An 18,126-nucleotide genomic window follows, 5' to 3' on the forward strand; every position below is an offset into this window, starting at 1 on the left:
TGCGGTCCCGATGCCGGCACCCGCGGTCTCAGCCCCGCACACCCCGCAGCGCCATGCCCACGGCCGCCTCCGTGATCGCGGAGGGGTCCTCCGCGGCCCCCAACTCGATACGCCGCACGGCCGCGTCCACGACCCCCTGCAACAGCATCGCCCCCAGCCGGGGTTCCGCCTGCCCGAGGTCCGCCAGCGCCTCCACGATCATCGCGACGAGCCCCCCGTGCGCGGCCCGGATCTTCTCCCGCGCGCCGGCGTCCAGCTCGCTCGCCGAGATCGCCACCACGGCCCGGTGCCGCCGGTCCCCGACCAGTTCCAGCTGTGTGCGGACGTACGCCTCGACCTTGTCCTCGGGCCGCTCGACCGCGGCCATCGCCGCCTCGACCTCCGCCGCCCACACGGGAAAGTCGACCTCGCACAGCTCCTCGACCACGGCGGCCCGTGACCGGAAGTACTCGTACACGGACGACCTCGCCAGCCCCGTGCGCTCGGCGAGCGCGGGGAACGTCAGCGCCTCCGTCCCACCCTCGGACAGCAGCGAGCGAGCCGCGTCCAGCAGGGCGGCTCGCTGCATCGACCTGTGCTCGGCCACGGAGGCCGCTCGAATCCTTGGCACGTCATCCACTGTACGGACGGACCGCCACCCACGGGAGTGCCTTCCGCCCACGAGCCCCCGGCGAGCCCTGCCCTGCTCTGCCTCCGTCCCCGCCCGGCCCCCCTTCGGCATCTGACCGGATCGCGACGGTCAACGGCCGAAACTCGCCAGCTTCGCCCGCAGCTGCAGCACCGACTTCGTGTGGATCTGGCTCACCCGGCTCTCGGTCACCCCCAGCACGTTCCCGATCTCCGCGAGGGTGAGCCCCTCGTAGTAGTAGAGCGTCACGACGGTCTTCTCGCGCTCGGGCAACGTGTTGATGGCCCGCGCCAGGAACCGTCGCAGCTCCCGGTCCTCGGCGACCTCGACCGGATTGTCGGCGGCGGTGTCCTCCAGCGTGTCCATCAGACTCAGCCGGTCGCCGCCCTCGCCCCCGACATGCAGCAGCTCCTCCAGCGCCACCACGTTGGCCAGCGACAACTGGCTGAACACCGAGTGGAGTTCGTCGATCGCGATTCCCATCTCGGCGGCGACCTCGCCCTCGCTGGGCGTACGTCTGAGCCGCGACTCCAGCGTGGCGTAGGCCCGCTCGACGTTGCGGGCCTTCTGCCGCACCGACCGGGGGATCCAGTCCAGCGCGCGCAGTTCGTCGATCATGGCGCCCCGGATCCGGGTGATCGCGTACGTCTCGAACTTGATCTCCCGGTCGATGTCGAACTTCTCGATCGCGTCGATGAGCCCGAAGACCCCGGAGGAGACGAAGTCCGCCTGTTCGACGTTGGTCGGCAGGCCGACGCTCACCCGGCCCGCCACGTACTTCACCAGCGGTGAATAGTGCAGGATCAGCTGCTCGCGCAGCCGGTCGTCGCCCGTCGCCTTGTACGTCCGCCACAGCTCGTCGAGTGTCGAGGGGGCGGGTGGGCGTACGGTGCCGCGAGCGGCGGTCGGTACCGCCGCCCGGTCAGACCCGGAGGTGTGCTGGGGCATTCGTCGCCTTGTGCCGTTCTGCCGTGAACTGGGGGTGCCTGGGTGAGCTGTCGGTCTGATGTCGAGTTGCCTGTCCTGAGTCGGAATCCTCGTGAGCGTAGCGTGACTGAGGAGTCGCAGTGCGCGAAGGCCGAGCGATCGCCGGTGCGCAGATACGTTCCGCTGGACGCGCCGCCGGGTCGCGGCCTTCGCGGTGCGTGAGCGATCCGGCGCGCCAACTACCGGGAACGGTAAGGCCGTCGGCGTTCCCCCGGACGGCCGAACAGGCTGCGTCAACCCGACCTCCGATCGGGCGAGACGGAGATCATCGCCTGGCGTGTCAACTTCCAGCCGTCGCCGTGTCGTTCGACGTAACCGAGTGCGCGCAGTTCGTACAGTCTCCCGACCGCGTCGTCCACGGTCGTGCCCGCGCCGCGCGCGACCTCGTCGGGGGCCGCGGCCCCTCGCGCCGGCAGGGCGGCCAGCACCTGCCGCGCGTCGGGTTCCAGCAGGTCACGGGGGAGAACGGGGCCCCGGCGGTCGGGCGCCAGCTCGCCCATGTCACCCACCAGCTCGACGACTTCGGCGGCGTCGGAGACGAGGACGGCGTCGCCCCGCAGCAGGTCGTGCACGCCGGCCGAGAGCGCCGAGGTGGCGGGGCCCGGCACCCCCATGGTGAACCGGCCCAGCCGCTGTGCCGCCCGGGCCGTGACCAGCGCGCCGCTGCGGTGGGCCGCCTCCACGACCACGGTTCCCCTGGTGAGCGCGCCGATGACCCGGTTGCGCTGGATGAACCGGCTCGGCGTCGGGTGCTCCCCCGGCGGCAACTCCCCCACCACGAGCCCCTGTTCCGCGATCCTGCCGATCAGCTGGACGTGCCCCCGGGGATAGGGCCGGTCGACCCCGCAGGCCAGCACGGCGACGGTCGCTCCGCCGGCCCCGAGCACGCCCCGGTGGGCGGCGCCGTCCACGCCGTACGCGCCCCCGGACACCACCACCCACCCCCGCTCGGCCAGCCCCGCGCCCAGTGCCGCCGCCATGTGCGCCCCGTACTCCGTGCAGGCCCGCGCCCCCACGACGGCCACCGACCGCAGGGCCCACATCCGCACATTCGCCGTCCCCCGCACCCACAGCCCCACGGGCCGCCCGTCCCCGAGATCATCGAGCTGCCCGGGCCACTCCCCGTCACCGGGGACGAGGAAGCGGACTCCGGCGTCCCGCGCCCGCTCGAGGTCGCCCGTGGGATCGGCGCGTCCGGCTCGGGCGCACAGGCCCGCCCACCGCTTCTCGGAGGCCTTCGGCAGTGGTCGCCCGCCCTCGGAGAGCCTCTGCACCACTTCTCGGGCTCCGTACTCCCGCAGCCATCGCCCGCCCAGTTCGTCGCCGGGTTCAAGGACACGGGCCAGAAAGGCCCGGTCGAGCCGCTCGCCGTCCGGTGCCCCTCCCTCGCCCGTCACGGCGTGCCCGCCGACGGACCACACGCCTCGGGCATCACGTCAGCGCGCCGATCGCCATCGGCACCCCGCGCGGGACCCCGGTGCGCAGTTGCAGACCCAGGTTGACGTCCGTCGCGTCAGGGCGGTCATGGCCGACCAGGTCGGCGATCGTCCAGGCGACCCGGAGCACCCGGTCAAGCCCGCGTGCGGTCAGCACACCCCGCTCCAGGCTCCGCTCGGCCTCGTCCATCGCGCCCGGGGCGGGATGCCATCGGCTGCGCAGTTCGCGCCCCGGTACCTCGCTGTTCGTCCGCCAGGGTGTACCCAGCAGGCGTTCGGCCGCTCGTTCCCTCGCCGAGCGCACACGGTCGGCCACCGTCGCCGTGGACTCGCCCCGGGCCCCCCGCCCCGTGAGTTCGCTCCGCGTCACCCGGTCGACCTCGACCCGCAGGTCGACCCTGTCCAGCAGCGGACCGGAGAGTCGGGCCTGGTAGCGGCGGATCGACGCAGGCGGGCACTCGCACAGGTCGTCCGTCCGCGAGAACCGACCACAGGGGCAGGGATTCGCGGCGAGGACCATCAGGAACTTCGCCGGGAACCGGACCACTCCCGCGCTGCGCGCGATCACGACGTGACCCGCCTCCAGCGGCTGCCGCAACGCGTCCAGGGCCTGACTGCTGAACTCAGGGGTCTCGTCGAGGAAGAGCACCCCGCGGTGGGCGAGTGAGACCGCTCCGGGGCGTGCGACGCCCTGACCCCCGCCGACCAGGGACTGCATCGTGGCCGAGTGGTGAGGGGCACAGTAGGGCGCGTCGTCGACCAACGGCTTCCCCGGCGGCAGCAGACCGGCGATCGAGTGGACCGCCGTGACCTCGAGCGACTCCTCCCTCGCCAGCTTGGGCAGGACGGTCGGCAGCCGCTCGGCGAGCATCGTCTTGCCCGCACCCGGCGGCCCCTCCAGGAAGACGTGGTGCCCGCCGGCCGCGGCGACCTCCACGGCGGTCCGGGCCGCGAGCTGACCGACGACATCGGCGAGGTCATGGCCCTGGTCCTGCTGCGCGGCCCCCGACGTGTGCATGCCGGTGGCCGCCCCGGTGCCCGGAAGGCGGAGGCCCGCCATGAGTGGGTCCGGGCGCCCCTCGTCGGGCTCCTCGTCCGGCACGGGTTCATCCGTGAGCACGGCGATCAACTGCCGCAGGGTGCGCACACCCAGTACCGAGACTCCGGGCACCAGCGAGGCCTCCGCGGCCGCGCACTCCGGCACCACCACCTGCTCGTATCCGGCCCCGGCAGCGGCCAGCACCGCGGGCAGGATGCCCCGCACCGGCCGGACCCGGCCGTCGAGTCCCAGTTCCCCGATCATCACGATGTCGGACAGCACTCGCGGATCGATCCGTTCGGAGGCCCCCAGGACCGCGCAGGCCACCGCCAGGTCGAAGCCACTGCCCGCCTTCGGCACCGAGGCCGGGCTGAGCCCCACCGTCAACTTCTTCTGCGGCCACTCGGCGCCCGAATTGACCACCGCCGCCCTGACCCGGTCCTTGCTCTCCGTCAGGCTCTTGTCCGGCAGGCCCACCAGGGTGAACGCCGCCACGCCCGGTTCCAGGTCGGCCTGGACCTCGACGACGACTCCCTCGACTCCGACGAGGGCCACGGAGCATGTGCGGGCGAATCCCATCAGGCCACCCCCCGCACGTGCTCCACGACGGGGGCGCCGCGGTCGGGGACGACGACGCCGACGACGTCGATGCGGACGCCGCCCGGCGGGCTGCCCCCGTGTTCCTGGAGCCAGCGTTCCGCGAGGCCGCGCAGCCGTTCGGCCTTGGTCGTCGTGACGGCCGCCATGGGATGTTCGAACGGGCCGGCCCGGCGGGTCTTCACCTCGCAGACGACCAGCGCGTCCCCGTCCCGGGCCACGATGTCGATCTCGCCGGTCCTGCCGCCGCGCCAGTTGCGCTCCAGGACCGTCATCCCGGCCGCGACCAGCCGCCGCGCGGCCAGTTCCTCGCCGTATTTGCCGAGCGCGCCCCGGGCGTTGTTGCCGCGGTTCCCGCCGTCTCGTGCCTCGCTCATGTCGGCACCACCTCCGGCGCCAACACTGAGGGCAACTCAGCCCGCTAGTGGATCTTGGTGGACAAGCAGCCGATTGTGGACAACTTCGTCACCCACACGAAGGACGGCCCGGCTCATCCACTCATGGGGCTCAGCTGCCCGGCAGCTCCAGATCGCTCTTGTTCAGCTCCTCGATGTTCACGTCCTTGAACGTGAGCACCCGTACCTGCTTCACGAAGCGGGCCGGCCGGTACATGTCCCACACCCAGGCGTCCGCCATCGACACCTCGAAGAACACCTCACCCTGGACCGAGTGCACCTGCATCTCGTAGTCGTTGGTGAGATAGAAACGCCGCTCGGTCTCGATCACGTATTTGAACAGACCGACGACATCGCGGTACTCCCGGTAGAGCTTCAGCTCCATCTCGGTCTCGTACTTCTCGAGGTCCTCGGCGCTCATGGCATGTTCCCCTTCAGCCGTGCGATCCCACCATTGTGCGTCAGTCCCGCGAGCCCCTAGACAATTTCGGTGTCGAGGACCACGGGTCTGGCGGGGGGACCCTCGTCGAGCAGTGTGCGAAGCAGTTCGGCGAGTCTGGTCGGGTACACCGTCTCATGCGTCCGGGCCAGTTCCCCGCACGTCCACCAGCGCGCTCCGGCCACACTGCGCCGTTCCAGCTCCGTGAGGCCCGCCGCGACGGGCGCCGCCCCGTGCGTATCGGGGGTCCGGGCCAGGTAGTACCACTCGTCCTGGTCCCAACGGCGCCCGGCGAAGGGGAAGGAGCACCTCCGCCGCCAGAGCACGGGGCCGAGCTCCACGTCCGTGATCCCGGTCTCCTCCTCCAGCTCCCGCAGGGCGGCCTCCTCGCGGGTCTCCGCGCCCTCCACACCGCCGCCGGGCGTGAACCACCAGTCGTCGCTCGGATCGTCCGGCTCGTGCCCGTGCAGCAGCAGGATGCGGTCCCGCGGATCCAGCAGGATCACCCGGGCCACCCTGCGCAGCCCACCCTCGTAGGTGTCCCCGTACGAGCCCCCGTGCGAATCACCGGACGTGCCCCCGTACGAGCCCCCGGACGTGCTCTCAGGCGACACCGGCCGGCTCCGACCGCGTCGTACGGCCGCGTCCGCCGAGCCGCTTGGCGACGGGCCCGTAGGCCGCGCCGCCCAGCACGAGCACCATGCCCACGACGAGCGCGGCGGTGATCAGCCGCAGCGGGCCGGGAGAGGACAGCGCGCCCAGCTTCTCGAAGCCCGTGGGGCGGGCCAGCATGCCGTCCATGGGCCAGACGACGGCGTCCACGCGCGCGTCCACGTGGCCGCGCGGCACCGTGCCGTTGCCGGCCTCCGTGAGGTGGGCGGTGGAGTCCAGGGAGCCGCTGCGCTCGTCGCCGAGGAGGAACAGCCGGCCCTTGGGGACGGTGATCTCCGGGATGCCGGTCAGCTCGGCCTGCTGGCCCGCGGGGAGGTACCCCTCGTCGATCTGCTTGCCGTTGACGGTCAGCTTGCCGTCGGTGCAGCAGGCGACCGTGTCCCCGCCGACCGCGACGACCCGCTTGACCATGGGGGCGTTGCCCCAGGTCTCCTGACGGAAGACCACGACGTCACCGCGCTTGATCTCGGAGCCGTCCACGCGCTCGGCGAGTATGCGGTCCCCGGAGGTGATGGTGGGGGACATCGAGTCGGTCGGCACGGTGTAGGGCGCGTAGGCGACGGCGCCCCAGAGGAAGCCCCCGAGGAAGAGCACACAGCCGAGGGCCACGGCCAGTCCCGACAGCTTGCTGCCGAGCCGTCCGTGGCCCTCGTCCGTACCACGTGTCGTCCCGCTCATCCCAGTGCTCCCCCAGGTCGGAGAATCGACCGTCCGGGCCCCGAGCGGGCCACGGAAGATCGGCGATCTGGGACGGCACCCTACCCGGCGGTACCCGTGCCAGAAACCCTCGGGCTTTCGGTGGCCAGAAGGCGGCGCCTGCGCCACAGCACCAACGGCACCGCGCCCGCGAGGCCGAGCGCGCCGGGAGCGGCGGCGCTCAGGTTCTGGTCGAAGGTGTCGGGAATCGGCAGCGTGGACCAGCGGGTGGGAGGCCAGGCGACCACGATGGCGCGGCCCACGACCTGGCTCACCGGGACCATGCCCTTGTTGCTGTCGTTCTGGTGGTAGCGGGAGTCCAGCGAGTTCTGCCGGTGGTCACCCATGACCCAGATTTTGCCCTCGGGCACCTTCACCTTGAACTGACCGCCGGTGTCGTCGACGGTGCAGGGGGTGTTGCCCGGGTACACGTACGGCTCGTTCAGCGCCTTGCCGTTGACCTTGAGCGGGCCCGTGCCCTTGCACTCCACGGTGTCGCCGGCCACGCCCACGACCCGCTTGATGAGGTCCTTCTCCTCGGCGGACGGCATCAGGCCGATCCAGCCGAGGACGCGCTGCACGGCGTTGGGCTCCAGGGTGGGCTCGCCGTCCAGCCAGCCGTCCGGGTCGTGGAAGACGACGACCTCGCCGCGCTCGGGCTCCGAGCCGAACCACGGGGTGAGCTTGTCGACCAGGACCCGGTCGCCCTCCTGCAGCGTGTTCTGCATCGAGTCGGAGGGGATGGAGAACGCCTGCACCAGGAACGTCTTGATCAGCAGCGCGAGAACCAGCGCGATACCGATCAGGATCGGCAGTTCCTTCCAGAAGGAGCGCTGCTTCTTCCTGGGCCGCTCGTTCCGGTCGCCGTCGCCATCGCCTTCGTCGGCCGAGGCCTGGGCGCCGTTCTCGCCGTCCGTCGGGTCGCCGTCCGGGGAATCACTCCCGGAGCCGCCGGGACCCTCGGAACGCACGGCGTTCTCCACGTCCTCCTTGTTCTCCGCGGCCGGGGAAGCCGCCTCGTCGGATCGCTCCGGCCGTTCTTCGGAACCACCGTGTCCGGACCGTGCGCCGACCGCCAAATCCCCCACATCCACTCCTCACTCCGTACCGCCGCCCGCGCCACAGCCGGTGCAGGCCCACCACTCCCATAACGAGCGGGAGTTCCGCAGGGGTCGGGAGGGGGATCAATCCATTTCGATCCGCGGGGGCCACCCTATGCGAAGCGCCGAGGGCGATGGTCGACCCGCTCGGCACGGCGGAGAACGTGTCAGGCTCCTCCAACTGCCCCCAGTGGCCGACCGGCCAGGCGATGACGACGGCCCGGCCCACGACGGATGCCTCCGGCACCGTACCGGCGAACTGAGCCGTCTTCGAATCGTCGGACTGATGGGCGCGGGAGTCCGCGGAGTTCTCCCGGTGGTCGCCCATCACCCAGAGACGGCCCTGCGGCACGGTGACCTCGAACCGCTGGGTCGAGGGCTGGTTGCCGGGGTGGATGTACGCCGTCTCGTCCAGGGGCATGCCGTTGACGGTGACGCGGCCCTGGGTGTCACAGCACTTGACGGTGTCCCCGCCGACCGCGACGACCCGCTTGATGAGGTCCTTCTCGTCGTCGGACGGCAGAAGGCCGATGAACTGCAGGCCTTCCTTTATCTGCTTGATGACGATCGGGTCCTCGGCGGTGGCCGTCGTCTGCTCGTCCTCCAGCCAGCCGCCCGGGTCCTTGAAGACGACGACGTCCCCCCGGGTGGGCTTGGAGCCGAACCAGGGCGTGAGCTTGTCGACGAGGACCCGGTCGCCGATCTGGATCGTCTGCTCCATGGAGCCCGACGGGATCACGAACGCCTGGACGAGGAAGGTCTTCAGGACGAGGGCTATGAGGACGGCGACACCGACGAGGAGCGGGATCTCCTTGACCGCGGAACGACGTCTGCGCCGCTTGATCTTGCGGGCCAGCTTGCGCCGCTCGACCCGGCTCGGCCGGGCGGCGCCGCCGGACCGCCGGGTGCCGGTGGGCAGCAGATTCTCTGCTGCGGTGCTGGGAGCGGCACCGCGGGGCTTGCCGCGGTTACCCATGCGCACCGCCGGCGGCGGGCACACGCGCGTACGCGTCGGGGCGGTCCAGACGCGTCCAGTGGTCGGCGGGCCAGGCGATCCATTCGGCCCGGCCGATCACGGCGTCGAGGGGGACCATGCCGCCACCGGGGGACCCGAGGTGGTCACGGGAGTCACTGGAGTCACTGCGGTGGTCGCCGAGGAGGAACAGTCTGCCCTCGGGGACGACCACGTCGAAGGGTACGTTCGACGGGCTGTCTCCCGGGTGCAGAAACGACGACTCGTCGACCCACCGGCCGTTCACCTCAAGCCTCCCCTCCTGGTCGCAGCAGACCACCCGGTCTCCCCCCACGCCGACAACGCGCTTGACGTAGTCGGCGTTCCCGAAATAGCCGGTGCCGTCGAACACGACGACGTCACCGCGCCGCGGCTCAGATCCGAAACGGTACGCCAACTTATTTACGAGAACGCGGTCCCCGATCCTCAATGAGTCGGCCATGGAGCTGCTGGGAATCTGGAACGGCTGCATCACGAAGTTGCTGAAGAGCGCCAGAAAAAGCAGGCAGATCAGCACGGTCAGGGTGTATCTCCCGCCCGGCACCCACGCGCCGGCGCGGTCCACCCATGCGAAACGCGACCGCTCCTCCGACCCTCCTGTGTCGGAGATCTCCTCGGAGACCTCGACGCCGGAAGGGCGGGGGGAGCGGTCGCGCTCCATGTGCTGCTGTGCTTCGGTGTCCATCGGGGCCAGATGGTATCCGGCCCCGATGTGACGACCTCTTGTGACTCGAACGCGCGATCAGTTGTCGCGCTTCTCCTTGATCTTCGCCGCCTTGCCGCGCAGCTCGCGCAGGTAGTACAGCTTGGCGCGACGGACGTCACCGCGGGTGACGAGCTCGATCTTCTCGACGATCGGGGTGTGCACCGGGAAGGTGCGCTCGACGCCGACGGAGAACGAGACCTTGCGGACCGTGAAGGTCTCGCGGACACCGGCGCCCTGGCGACGGATGACCACGCCCTTGAACTGCTGCACACGGGAGCGGTTGCCCTCGATGACGCGCACGTGGACGTTGACGGTGTCACCCGGGCGGAACGCCGGGATGTCGCTCCGCAGCGACGCGGAGTCGAGGGAGTCGAGCAGGTGAGACATTTCGTCTGCTTTCTTCGCCCATGCCACAGGTCATAGGCGGGAGCTAGGTGTTACGAGAGGATGCTGTCCGGGTCGGGGCGGGCGTCGTGTCCCCCTGTGGCAGGGGCGCGCGCCGGACGACGCACAACAGCGGCCTATTCTTCCACGCCCTCGGGCCGCCGCCAAAATCGGCCGAACGGAGCGCCCTTCGGATCCGGGGCCCAGCCCAGGATGGAGAGCATCTCGCGGTCCTTCTTGTCGAAGGCCTTCGGGTCGCAGCGCTCGATGAGGTCGGGCCGGTTGGCGGCGGTACGCCTCAGCGCCTCGTCCCGCCGCCAGCGCGCGATCCTGCCGTGGTGGCCGCTGAGCAGCACGTCGGGGATGTCCCGGCCCCGCCACTCGGGGGGCTTGGTGTAGACCGGCCCCTCCAGGAGGTTGGCCATGGCGCCGGGCGCGAAGGAGTCGTCGCGGTGAGACTCGGCGTTGCCGAGGACGCCGGGCAGCAGCCGTGCCACGGCCTCGGTGACGACGAGGACGGCCGCCTCGCCGCCGGCGAGGACGTAGTCGCCGATGGAGACCTCGTACACCGGCATGCGGGTGGCGTACTCGTCGATCACGCGCCGGTCGATGCCCTCGTAGCGCGCCGGCGTGAAGACCAGCCAGGGGCGCTCGGAGAGTTCGACGGCGAGCGCCTGGGTGAAGGGGCGGCCGCTGGGGGTGGGGACGATGAGCGCGGGCCGGGCGGATCCCGTCTCGTAGCCCTGGGCCAGCACGTCGTCGAGGGCGTCGCCCCAGGGGTCGGTCTTCATGACCATGCCGGGGCCGCCGCCGTACGGGGTGTCGTCGACGGTGTTGTGCCGGTCGTACGTCCATTCCCGCAGGTCGTGGACGTGCACGTTCAGCTGTCCGCGCGCACGGGCCTTGCCGACGAGCGAGACGTTCAGGGGTTCGAGGTACTCGGGGAAGATCGTGACGACGTCGAGCCGCATCAGGCCTCGTCCCGGGATGACGCGATCTCCGCCTGGTCGTCGATGAGACCGGGCGGGGGGTCGATGACCGCCCTCTGCTCCTCCAGGTCGATCTCGGTGACGATCTCGCCGACGAACGGGATCATCACCTCGCTCCCGTCGGGCCGTTCGACGATGAACAGGTCCTGGGAGGGCAGGTGCGAGATCTCGGTGATCCGGCCGACCTCGACACCGTCCTCGGTGACCACGTCCAGGTCCATCAGCTGGTGGTCGTAGTACTCGTCCTCTTCCTCCGGCAGCTCCTCCGGGTCCACCTCGGCGATCAGCAGGGTGTTGCGGAGGGCCTCGGCGGCGGTGCGGTCCCGGACGCCCTCGAAGCGCAGGAGCAGTCGGCCGCTGTGGACCCGGCCGGACTCGATGGTGAGGGGGCCCGTCGAGGCGGGGTCCGTGAGCAGGACGGCGCCGGGGCCGAGCCGGAGTTCCGGTTCGTCGGTGCGGACCTCGACGGTGACCTCGCCCTTGATGCCATGGGCGCGGCCGATCCGTGCGACTACGAGCTGCACTGTGCTCGATCTCCTGTCATACGACTCATGCAACGCATACAACTCATGCAACGCATACGGCTCATACAACGCATACGGCTGATGCGACGGATACGACTACGGGCCGGGGACGGCCCAGTGGCCCTCCCCGGCCCGAGCCGGTGCTGCGGATGTTCGTCAGCGGACGTGGTCCACGTCGACGAGGTCGACACGGACGCCGCGGCCGCCGATGGCACCCACGACGGTGCGCAGGGCGCGGGCGGTACGGCCGTTACGGCCGATCACCTTGCCGAGGTCGTCGGGGTGGACCCGGACCTCGAGTACGCGCCCGCGGCGCAGGTTGCGGGAAGCGACCTGCACGTCGTCGGGGTAGTCGACGATGCCCTTGACGAGGTGCTCGAGAGCCTCCTCGAGCATGCTCAGGCCTCGGTCGACTCAGACGAAGAAGACTCGGCGGCAGCCTCGTCCTTCTTCTCGGCCTTCTTCTTCTGGGTGATCGCCTCACCCTTGCCCTCGTCGTCGCCGCCCAGGGCCTCGAACGACGGGCGGGAGGACTTCGGCTGAGCCACGAGGAGCGGCGCCGGAGCGGGCTCGCCCTTGAACTTCTGCCAGTCGCCGGTCTTCTTCAGAATGGCGAGCACGGGCTCGGTCGGCTGCGCGCCGACACCCAGCCAGTACGCGACGCGCTCCTCGTCGACCTCGATGACCGACGGGTGGTACGTCGGGTGGTACTTGCCGATCTCCTCGATCGCACGGCCGTCACGGCGGGTGCGGGAGTCGGCGACGACGATGCGGTAGTGAGGCGAACGGATCTTGCCCAGACGCTTCAGCTTGATCTTGACTGCCACGGGAGTGGGTTCTCCTGGATTTGACGTGATTGGGCACGGCGAGAGAGCCGCGTGGGGTTGCGGTACCCGAGTGCCCGATGGACGCGTCAGCCGGAGGAGAGAGGGGTCCTGTGCGACTGTCGAGTACAGCTAGCCATTGTGCCACACGCTGCGGTTCACCTCCGACCGGGCTGCGCGGAGCCATGCCGAAGCGGCACCCGGCGCCAGGGCTTTCGCTCACCGGCGCTCGCCGGGTGCCGCCTGCATCCACCCTCCCCCGCTCTCGGCCTCGCTCGAGCGGGAGGGGCCCCATCGCCCCAGCGGCACGACTGTCCGCGGCAAGGACGGCCACCGACCGACCACGAGCCCGACACGGCTGCCACGAGCAGCCGTCTGTTCAGCTCGCCGTCTTCTCGGCTCGCCCTCGCCTCACGCCGCGCCCACGACCTCCGGGATCCGGAAGGGCTTGCCGCAGCCGCCGCAGACGATGGGCGCCTGGGCGAGCACGGACGGGACGACGCGGACGTTGCGGCCGCAGTCGCAGACGGCCTTGACCCGGACGCCGCCACCGGAGGAGCCGTGACGGGCGGCCGGGCCCCGGAAGCTGCGGGCCGTGTCCGCGGAGGTCGCCGCGGTGTGGGCCTTGAGGGCGCGCTGCAGTCTGTCGATGGTCGGGCGGTAGCGACGCTTGGCCTCGGGGTTCAGCGTGACCAGCGAGAAACCGCTGCTGGGATGCGGTTCCTCGGGGTGGTCGAGGCCCAGCTCCTCGGCGATCGCGAGGAATCTGCGGTTGTGGTACCGGCCGGCGCGGGAGGTGTCGCGGACCCCGCGCGCGGCGGCGATGCCATGGACTGCCTCATGGAGCAGTCGCTCGAAGGAGAGTTCGTGCCCGCAAGCGGACGACGACTCTCCGATCAGGGACTCGGGAGCGGCAAGATCCGGCAGCTCGGGGTGGTGCCGTTGAATGTCGGCCCACGCCTGTGCCAGCTCTGCGGCGAGAACAGGTGGTGTCTGTGTCGTGCTCACGTAATGACAACGAGCCTGAGTGCCGCTGTGTTCCGATTCCGGGCCATCCCAAATAATTTGCACGTACCCGTCAGTTGCGACTAGTGCGTCCTGACGAGGGCGGGTGCGCTGATCTGCGGAGAAGCCTCGCAGCTCGCCACAAGGCGGTACGTAGTAACACGTACGCCCCGGCGCGTAGACAAGGTCCGCGCGCCGGGGCACCTGGGTTCGGCAGATGCGCAAGGGACGTTTCGGTCGCTCTCCCGGCGGAACGGAGTGCTCTAGTAAGCGCGCGCCACGACGGCGACGTTACCGGGTGCGTCGTAGGAGTCGGGCACCGACCCGTCCTCGGCGACCAGACACCTTACGGTCACCGCGTGCTCCCCGAGCCTGTTCTCGCCGTCCTCGCCCAGCGTCGACCAGGGGATCCGGGCCCAGCCGCCGGCGGTGGCCGCCTCGATCGCCTCGTCGAGGGTGGACACCTCGGTCGTACGGGACTCGCGCCGCTCGCGCGACTGCCTCAGCAGGAGCGCCTGGTCCTCCTCCAGGACGGTGGGGAGCAGGTGCGCGAGCGAGTCGAGGGCGACCGGCTCCTTGCCGCCCGGGATGCGGCGGGCCAGCATCGCGGTGCCGTTCTCCAGATCACGGGGGCCGACCTCGATGCGTACCGGGACGCCCTTGAGCTCCCAGTCGACGGCGCGGCGGCCGAACGGGACGTCCGTGCGGTCGTCCACCTGCACGCGGACGCCCGCCGCCTTCAGCCGGGCACCGAGTTCGCGGACCTTGGCCAGAACCGCGTCGTCCCCCTTGATCGCGACGACGACGGCCTGGACCTGGGCCAGCCGGGGCGGCACCCGGAGGCCGTGGTCGTCGCCGTGCATCATCACCAGGGCGCCGATCATGCGGGTGGTGGAGCCCCAGGAGGTCTGCCAGACCAGTTCCTGTGTGCCGTCCTTCGACAGGTACCGGGTGTTGAAGGCCTTGGCGAAGTTCTGGCCCAGTTCATGACTGGTGGCCATCTGCAGGGCCTTGCCGTCGCCCATCATGCCTTCGAGCGTGAGGGTGTTGATGGCGCCGGCGAAGCGCTCCTTGACGGTCTTGCGGCCGGGGACGACGTCCATCGCGAGGACGTTCACCATGAAGTCCTCGTAGACCTCCCGGTGGATGTGCGCGGCGAAGTCGCGCGCCTCCTCGTACGTCGCGTGCGCCGTGTGGCCCTCCTGCCAGAGGAACTCGCTGGTGCGCAGGAAGAGCCGGGGACGGAGTTCCCAACGGACCACGTTCGCCCACTGGTTGATCAGCAGCGGCAGGTCGCGGTAGCTCTGCACCCACTTCGAGAAGGAGGCGTTGATGATCATCTCGGAGGTGGGGCGGACCACGGCGGGCTCTTCGAGGTCCTTGCCGCCGCCGTGCGTCACGACGGCCAGCTCGGGCGCGAAGCCCTCGACGTGCTCGGCCTCCCGGGTGAGGTACGACTGCGGGATCAGGAGGGGGAAGTACGCGTTCTGCGTGCCCGTCTCCTTGATCCGGGCGTCCATCTCCTGCTGCATCCGCTCCCACAGCCCGTACCCGTACGGTCGGATGACCATGGTGCCGCGCACCGGACCGTTGTCCGCCAGCTCGGCCTTGGTGATCAGATCCTGGTACCAGCGCGGGAAGTCGTCCGCGCGGGGCGTGAGTACGGGTGCCTTTGCCATGGCGGAATGGTACGGGGGCATATTGCGACGATGTGAATTCTTTTTTCCTTCCCTGGACAGTTCGCAAACCGGTGTCCGCGACCCCTGGACGACTCGCCGAGTGCGGAGTTACCTGGCATACGGGGGGAGTGCGAGCGCGCACTGCCACGGGGGCCAGTAAATCCGGCAACGGCAACTCACGGCGGATTGGGGCGCTTTCGATATGACACCTACGCTCGTGCGGCAGCAACTGCCTCGCGCGGGGACCGCATCCCGCGTGGACCGGTGTGCACGCGCGCGTGACTGGGCGGAGATCCAGGAACGGATGCTGGTACCGCTGTACGAGGCCGTGTACCGGCGGCTGGACGTCGGCACCGGGACGCGGCTGCTCGGCCTCGGCTGCGGGTCGGGGCTCGCGCTGCTGATGGCGGCGGGGCGGGGAGCCGCGGTCACCGGCGTCGAATCGGCGGCTCCGGAGAGAGCGGCACTGGCACGGGAGCGGCTGCGGCCGGAGTCCTGGGGCACGCGCGCGTGCGCCGGCGCCCGGGTCGTCGAGGGCGGCCCCGAGGACGTGACCCGCGCGCCCGGTGAACCGCTCTACAACCTGGTGACCGCCTTCGAGCCGATCGGCTGTCTGGCCGGCGACTCCGAGGGTCTCGGTGAACTGCTCGCCTCGGCGACCCCGCTCGCGGAACGCGGCACCCCCGTGGTCCTCGCCGGCTGGGGCCCACCGGAGCGCTGCACCACGTCCGGCGTGCTGCGCGTGGCCACGAAGCTCGCCGACCCGCTGCGCAGCGCCGGCAGCTGGCGCCCGGCGCTGCGGGACGACCTGGAGGAGGTCGCCCAGCGGGCCGGCTTGAGGCCGGACGGCTCCGGACGCGTGGCCTGCCCCTTCGGGTACGCCAACGTGGACAACGCCGTACGGGGGCTGCTGTCGACCGGCCTGTTCGACGCGGCGGTCAGGGCCACCGACCAGGCCCAGGTGGACAAGGAACTGACCGAGGCACTGCATCCGCACCGCCGCCGGGACGGGACGGTCTGGATGCCGAACGTCTTCCGCTACCTGATCGCGCGGACGCCCTGAGAGGCCGATGCCCCGAGCAGTGTCGACGCCCTGAGAGGCCGGGCGTCGACACCCTGAGGAGGTCTTCGAGACGTCTTCCGGCGCGGGTGTGAATGGTGTGAAGAAAGCGGGTCGGTAGCGCTTTCGCTTGGCCAAGTGCCGCACGGCACCCATAGCCTGGCGCATCGTCCAGGGGAACTACACATCCGCGCACGGGAGTTGTCACCGAGAAGCACGACGAGCGACACCACACCCACGCCGTCCACGCACGGCATCCGGCGCCGCGCGCCCGGCCACACCCCCCGGCCGGTCACGCGGCGTCCGCCGTTCGTCCCCGCGGAACCGCGGTCAGCCCATGAACTTCTTGAACTCGTCCGGCAGTTCGAAGTCCTGGGCGCCCTGCTGGCCCGGCAGTCCGAGGGCGCCGCCCTGGGCCGCGGCGGCCCGGCGCGCGGCCTCCTCCTGTTCCTGCTGCTTGCGCTTCATCGGGTTGCCCGAGCGCTGCTTGCCCTTGGCCTGCTTGGGCTGCTTCTTGCTCCGGCCGGGGCCGCCACCCATGCCCGGCATACCCGGCATCCCGGGCATGCCGCCACCCTGGGCCATGCGGGACATCATCTTGCGGGCCTCGAAGAACCGCTCGACAAGGTTCTTCACCGCGCTGACCTCGACACCGGAGCCCTTGGCGATACGGGCGCGGCGCGAGCCGTTGATGATCGTCGGCTCCTGGCGCTCGGCCGGGGTCATCGACTTGATGATCGCTGCCGTGCGGTCGACGTCGCGCTCGTCGATGTTGTTGATCTGGTCCTTGATCTGCCCCATGCCGGGCAGCATGCCGAGCAGCTTGCTGATGCTGCCCATCTTCCTGACCTGCTCCATCTGGGCCAGGAAGTCGTCGAGCGTGAAGTCCTGCCCCTTCTTGGACGCCAGCTTGGAGGCCATCTTGGCGGCCTCTTCCTGGCTGAAGGTCTTCTCCGCCTGCTCGATCAGGGTGAGCAGGTCACCCATGTCGAGGATGCGGGAGGCCATCCGGTCGGGGTGGAACGCGTCGAACTCGTCGAGCTTCTCACCGTTCGACGCGAACATGATCGGCTTGCCGGTGACCGAGGCGATCGACAGGGCGGCACCACCGCGGGCGTCGCCGTCGAGCTTGGAGAGGACGACGCCGTCGAAGCCGACGCCGTCGCGGAAGGCCTCCGCCGTGTTGACGGCGTCCTGACCGATCATCGCGTCGACGACGAAGAGGATCTCGTCCGGGGAGACCGCGTCCCGGATGTCGGCGGCCTGCTGCATCATCTCCTGGTCGATGCCCAGGCGGCCCGCGGTGTCGACGACCACGATGTCGTGGACCTTCGACTTGGCGAACTCGATGGAGTCCTTGGCGACCTTGACCGGGTCGCCCACGCCGTTGCCCGGCTCGGGGGCGTAGACCGCGACACCGGCGCGCTCGGCGACCACGCTGAGCTGGTTCACCGCGTTCGGGCGCTGGAGGTCACAGGCGACGAGGAGCGGCGAGTGACCCTGCTCCTTGAGCCAGCGGCCCAGCTTGCCCGCGAGGGTCGTCTTACCGGCGCCCTGGAGACCCGCGAGCATGATCACGGTCGGCGGCTGCTTGGCGAAGCGCAGACGGCGGGTCTCGCCGCCGAGGATCCCGACCAGCTCCTCGTTGACGATCTTGAGGACCTGCTGGGCGGGGTTGAGCGCCTTGGAGACCTCGGCGCCGAGTGCGCGCTCCTTGACGTTCTTGATGAAAGCCCGGACGACAGGCAGCGCGACGTCCGCCTCCAGGAGCGCGATGCGGATCTCGCGCGCCGTGGCGTCGATGTCCGCCTCGGAGAGGCGCCCCTTGCCGCGCAGGTTCTTGAAAGTCGCTGAGAGGCGATCGGAGAGCGTATCGAACACGGCGGTGTCGGTCCTCGGAGTCGGGGGCGGTGGGCTGCCCTCCAGGGTATCTGTCTGGGTGTGGTCGGGTCTC

General features: G+C 70.4%; 20 protein-coding genes. 1 reads left to right on the forward strand and 19 read right to left on the reverse strand.

Annotated elements, in window-relative coordinates; all coding sequences use genetic code 11:
- Window positions 1-28: 28 nt before the first annotated feature.
- From ACZ52C_RS28845 to proS, 18 genes are all read right to left on the reverse strand, one after another.
- Window positions 29-586 carry a TetR/AcrR family transcriptional regulator gene (locus tag ACZ52C_RS28845; RefSeq protein WP_469077600.1) on the reverse strand — a complete coding sequence of 186 codons (558 nt, stop codon included), beginning with the start codon at window positions 584-586 and terminating at the stop codon, window positions 29-31.
- Window positions 587-739: 153 nt separating this feature from the next.
- The gene (whiG, locus tag ACZ52C_RS28850; protein WP_469077506.1) at window positions 740-1,576 is read right to left on the reverse strand and encodes an RNA polymerase sigma factor WhiG; all 837 of its coding nucleotides are present in this window, start codon (window positions 1,574-1,576) and stop codon (window positions 740-742) included.
- A gap of 272 nt (window positions 1,577-1,848) precedes the next feature.
- Entirely contained in the window at window positions 1,849-3,012 is a 1,164-nt protein-coding gene (gene dprA, locus ACZ52C_RS28855) for a DNA-processing protein DprA (RefSeq protein WP_469077507.1), read from the reverse strand.
- A 34-nt stretch (window positions 3,013-3,046) separates the two neighbouring features.
- Entirely contained in the window at window positions 3,047-4,669 is a 1,623-nt protein-coding gene (locus ACZ52C_RS28860; protein WP_469077508.1) for a YifB family Mg chelatase-like AAA ATPase, read from the reverse strand.
- Window positions 4,669-5,064, reverse strand: coding sequence for a YraN family protein (locus ACZ52C_RS28865; protein WP_045561453.1), 396 nt, complete (start codon window positions 5,062-5,064; stop codon window positions 4,669-4,671). Before ACZ52C_RS28865 ends, ACZ52C_RS28860 begins: the two co-directional genes overlap by 1 nt.
- Window positions 5,065-5,194: 130 nt before the next feature.
- Window positions 5,195-5,503, reverse strand: a complete 309-nt coding sequence (locus tag ACZ52C_RS28870) for a DUF2469 domain-containing protein (RefSeq protein WP_005311352.1) — start codon at window positions 5,501-5,503, stop codon at window positions 5,195-5,197.
- Window positions 5,504-5,559: 56 nt separating this feature from the next.
- Entirely contained in the window at window positions 5,560-6,045 is a 486-nt protein-coding gene (locus ACZ52C_RS28875) for an NUDIX hydrolase (RefSeq protein ID WP_469077601.1), read from the reverse strand.
- A gap of 79 nt (window positions 6,046-6,124) precedes the next feature.
- Entirely contained in the window at window positions 6,125-6,871 is a 747-nt protein-coding gene (lepB, locus tag ACZ52C_RS28880) for a signal peptidase I (protein WP_469077509.1), read from the reverse strand.
- Between the two features lie 80 nt (window positions 6,872-6,951).
- On the reverse strand, window positions 6,952-7,860 hold the full coding sequence (gene lepB / locus ACZ52C_RS28885; protein WP_469077510.1) for a signal peptidase I: 909 nt from the start codon (window positions 7,858-7,860) through the stop codon (window positions 6,952-6,954).
- Window positions 7,826-8,965, reverse strand: a complete 1,140-nt coding sequence (gene lepB, locus ACZ52C_RS28890; RefSeq protein ID WP_469077511.1) for a signal peptidase I — start codon at window positions 8,963-8,965, stop codon at window positions 7,826-7,828. Before lepB (ACZ52C_RS28890) ends, lepB (ACZ52C_RS28885) begins: the two co-directional genes overlap by 35 nt.
- A complete protein-coding gene (gene lepB / locus ACZ52C_RS28895) occupies window positions 8,958-9,686 on the reverse strand; it encodes a signal peptidase I (RefSeq protein ID WP_469077512.1) in 729 nt (242 codons plus the stop codon). The genes lepB (ACZ52C_RS28890) and lepB (ACZ52C_RS28895) overlap by 8 nt, the downstream gene beginning before the upstream one ends.
- A gap of 57 nt (window positions 9,687-9,743) precedes the next feature.
- The gene (gene rplS, locus ACZ52C_RS28900) at window positions 9,744-10,094 is read right to left on the reverse strand and encodes a 50S ribosomal protein L19 (protein ID WP_033526928.1); all 351 of its coding nucleotides are present in this window, start codon (window positions 10,092-10,094) and stop codon (window positions 9,744-9,746) included.
- Window positions 10,095-10,228: 134 nt separating this feature from the next.
- Window positions 10,229-11,062: a tRNA (guanosine(37)-N1)-methyltransferase TrmD gene (trmD, locus tag ACZ52C_RS28905; RefSeq protein WP_469077513.1), complete on the reverse strand. Its 834-nt coding sequence runs from the start codon at window positions 11,060-11,062 to the stop codon at window positions 10,229-10,231.
- Complete coding sequence (rimM, locus tag ACZ52C_RS28910) at window positions 11,062-11,604, reverse strand: ribosome maturation factor RimM (RefSeq protein WP_469077514.1); 543 nt, start codon at window positions 11,602-11,604, stop codon at window positions 11,062-11,064. Before rimM ends, trmD begins: the two co-directional genes overlap by 1 nt.
- 156 nt (window positions 11,605-11,760) lie before the next feature.
- Window positions 11,761-12,000, reverse strand: a complete 240-nt coding sequence (locus tag ACZ52C_RS28915) for an RNA-binding protein (protein WP_033526925.1) — start codon at window positions 11,998-12,000, stop codon at window positions 11,761-11,763.
- A 2-nt stretch (window positions 12,001-12,002) separates the two neighbouring features.
- On the reverse strand, window positions 12,003-12,431 hold the full coding sequence (gene rpsP / locus ACZ52C_RS28920) for a 30S ribosomal protein S16 (RefSeq protein WP_469077515.1): 429 nt from the start codon (window positions 12,429-12,431) through the stop codon (window positions 12,003-12,005).
- A gap of 408 nt (window positions 12,432-12,839) precedes the next feature.
- Window positions 12,840-13,436: a hypothetical protein gene (locus tag ACZ52C_RS28925; protein ID WP_033526923.1), complete on the reverse strand. Its 597-nt coding sequence runs from the start codon at window positions 13,434-13,436 to the stop codon at window positions 12,840-12,842.
- A gap of 260 nt (window positions 13,437-13,696) precedes the next feature.
- A complete protein-coding gene (gene proS, locus ACZ52C_RS28930) occupies window positions 13,697-15,112 on the reverse strand; it encodes a proline--tRNA ligase (RefSeq protein ID WP_469077516.1) in 1,416 nt (471 codons plus the stop codon).
- A 304-nt stretch (window positions 15,113-15,416) separates the two neighbouring features.
- On the opposite strand from proS, the gene ACZ52C_RS28935 reads away from it, so the two are divergent.
- A complete protein-coding gene (locus ACZ52C_RS28935) occupies window positions 15,417-16,175 on the forward strand; it encodes an SAM-dependent methyltransferase (protein WP_469077517.1) in 759 nt (252 codons plus the stop codon).
- Between the two features lie 327 nt (window positions 16,176-16,502).
- On the opposite strand, the gene ffh is transcribed toward ACZ52C_RS28935, so the two are convergent.
- The gene (ffh, locus tag ACZ52C_RS28940; RefSeq protein ID WP_239757485.1) at window positions 16,503-18,053 is read right to left on the reverse strand and encodes a signal recognition particle protein; all 1,551 of its coding nucleotides are present in this window, start codon (window positions 18,051-18,053) and stop codon (window positions 16,503-16,505) included.
- Between the last annotated feature and the right edge of the window lie 73 nt (window positions 18,054-18,126).

Source organism: Streptomyces sp. NPDC034049 (genome assembly GCF_055575575.1).

Excerpts from the sequence above, each read along its gene's own strand:
- ACZ52C_RS28865 (WP_045561453.1), bottom strand. The coding sequence starts at position 5,064 with ATGAGCGAGGCACGAGACGGCGGGAACCGCGGCAACAACGCCCGGGGC.
- lepB (WP_469077509.1), bottom strand. The coding sequence starts at position 6,871 with ATGAGCGGGACGACACGTGGTACGGACGAGGGCCACGGACGGCTCGGC.
- lepB (WP_469077511.1), bottom strand. The coding sequence starts at position 8,965 with ATGGGTAACCGCGGCAAGCCCCGCGGTGCCGCTCCCAGCACCGCAGCA.
- ACZ52C_RS28935 (WP_469077517.1), top strand. The coding sequence starts at position 15,417 with ATGCTGGTACCGCTGTACGAGGCCGTGTACCGGCGGCTGGACGTCGGC.
- lepB (WP_469077512.1), bottom strand. The coding sequence starts at position 9,686 with ATGGACACCGAAGCACAGCAGCACATGGAGCGCGACCGCTCCCCCCGC.
- ACZ52C_RS28915 (WP_033526925.1), bottom strand. The coding sequence starts at position 12,000 with ATGCTCGAGGAGGCTCTCGAGCACCTCGTCAAGGGCATCGTCGACTAC.
- proS (WP_469077516.1), bottom strand. The coding sequence starts at position 15,112 with ATGGCAAAGGCACCCGTACTCACGCCCCGCGCGGACGACTTCCCGCGC.
- rplS (WP_033526928.1), bottom strand. The coding sequence starts at position 10,094 with ATGTCTCACCTGCTCGACTCCCTCGACTCCGCGTCGCTGCGGAGCGAC.
- ACZ52C_RS28870 (WP_005311352.1), bottom strand. The coding sequence starts at position 5,503 with ATGAGCGCCGAGGACCTCGAGAAGTACGAGACCGAGATGGAGCTGAAG.
- trmD (WP_469077513.1), bottom strand. The coding sequence starts at position 11,062 with ATGCGGCTCGACGTCGTCACGATCTTCCCCGAGTACCTCGAACCCCTG.
- ACZ52C_RS28860 (WP_469077508.1), bottom strand. The coding sequence starts at position 4,669 with ATGGGATTCGCCCGCACATGCTCCGTGGCCCTCGTCGGAGTCGAGGGA.
- whiG (WP_469077506.1), bottom strand. The coding sequence starts at position 1,576 with ATGCCCCAGCACACCTCCGGGTCTGACCGGGCGGCGGTACCGACCGCC.